Annotated in this window: 1 protein-coding gene; it reads right to left on the bottom strand. The window is 72.3% G+C overall.

Translation table 11 applies throughout. From position 1 onward, the window contains the following. Window positions 1-621: glycosyltransferase 87 family protein (locus U9980_RS04455; RefSeq protein ID WP_322766805.1), on the bottom strand; the 621-nt coding region annotated here is incomplete at both ends.

Below are 621 nucleotides of genomic sequence, written 5' to 3'. Positions count from 1 at the left end.
GACCGACCGGCACCGACAACGCCGACCACGGCCGCACCGAGCAGGTAGCCACCAGGCCGGGCGATGTTGTCGGTGACCGCGAGGTCGGTGAACAGCGCCATGTAGAGGATGTAGGGCGCGGCGGCGACGGCCAGCCACTCCAGCCGGCCCGCCAGCACGGCAAGCACCACGAGCAGCAGGCCGTACCAGGGCTGTACCGGGGTTGCAACCAGGAAGGCCGTCCCGAACAGCCACAGTGCGCCACGTTCGACGCCGACCCGGTCCGGACCGGACCGCCATATCGCGATCATGACCGCGGCCAGCACGACCCCCGCGACGGCCTTGGCCGATGTGCCGGTCAGACCGATCAGACCCAGCAGGAGGAACCGGCCGCCGTCCTGGTAACCCTCGACCGACAGGTACTGCGGTAAGAAGCCGAGGACGTCGGTGCCCACCACGGCGACGTGGGGCAGGTAGGACAGGACGACCACACCGACCGCCGAGGTGAGCACCACCAGACGGTGACGCCGCGCCGCGGCCGGCAGCAGCAGCGCCGGGTACAGCTTCACCGCCACGGCGACCCCCAGCAGGGCGCCGGCCGCGGCGGCGCGTCGCGCCGAGGGCCGCCACGGTGAACCGCCC

The organism is Protofrankia sp. Cr1, assembly GCF_963555865.1.
Lineage (GTDB): Bacteria > Actinomycetota > Actinomycetes > Frankiales > Frankiaceae > Protofrankia.
Note: the sequence above shows the minus strand (reverse complement) of the source record. Positions and strands in the feature narration are given on the sequence as shown.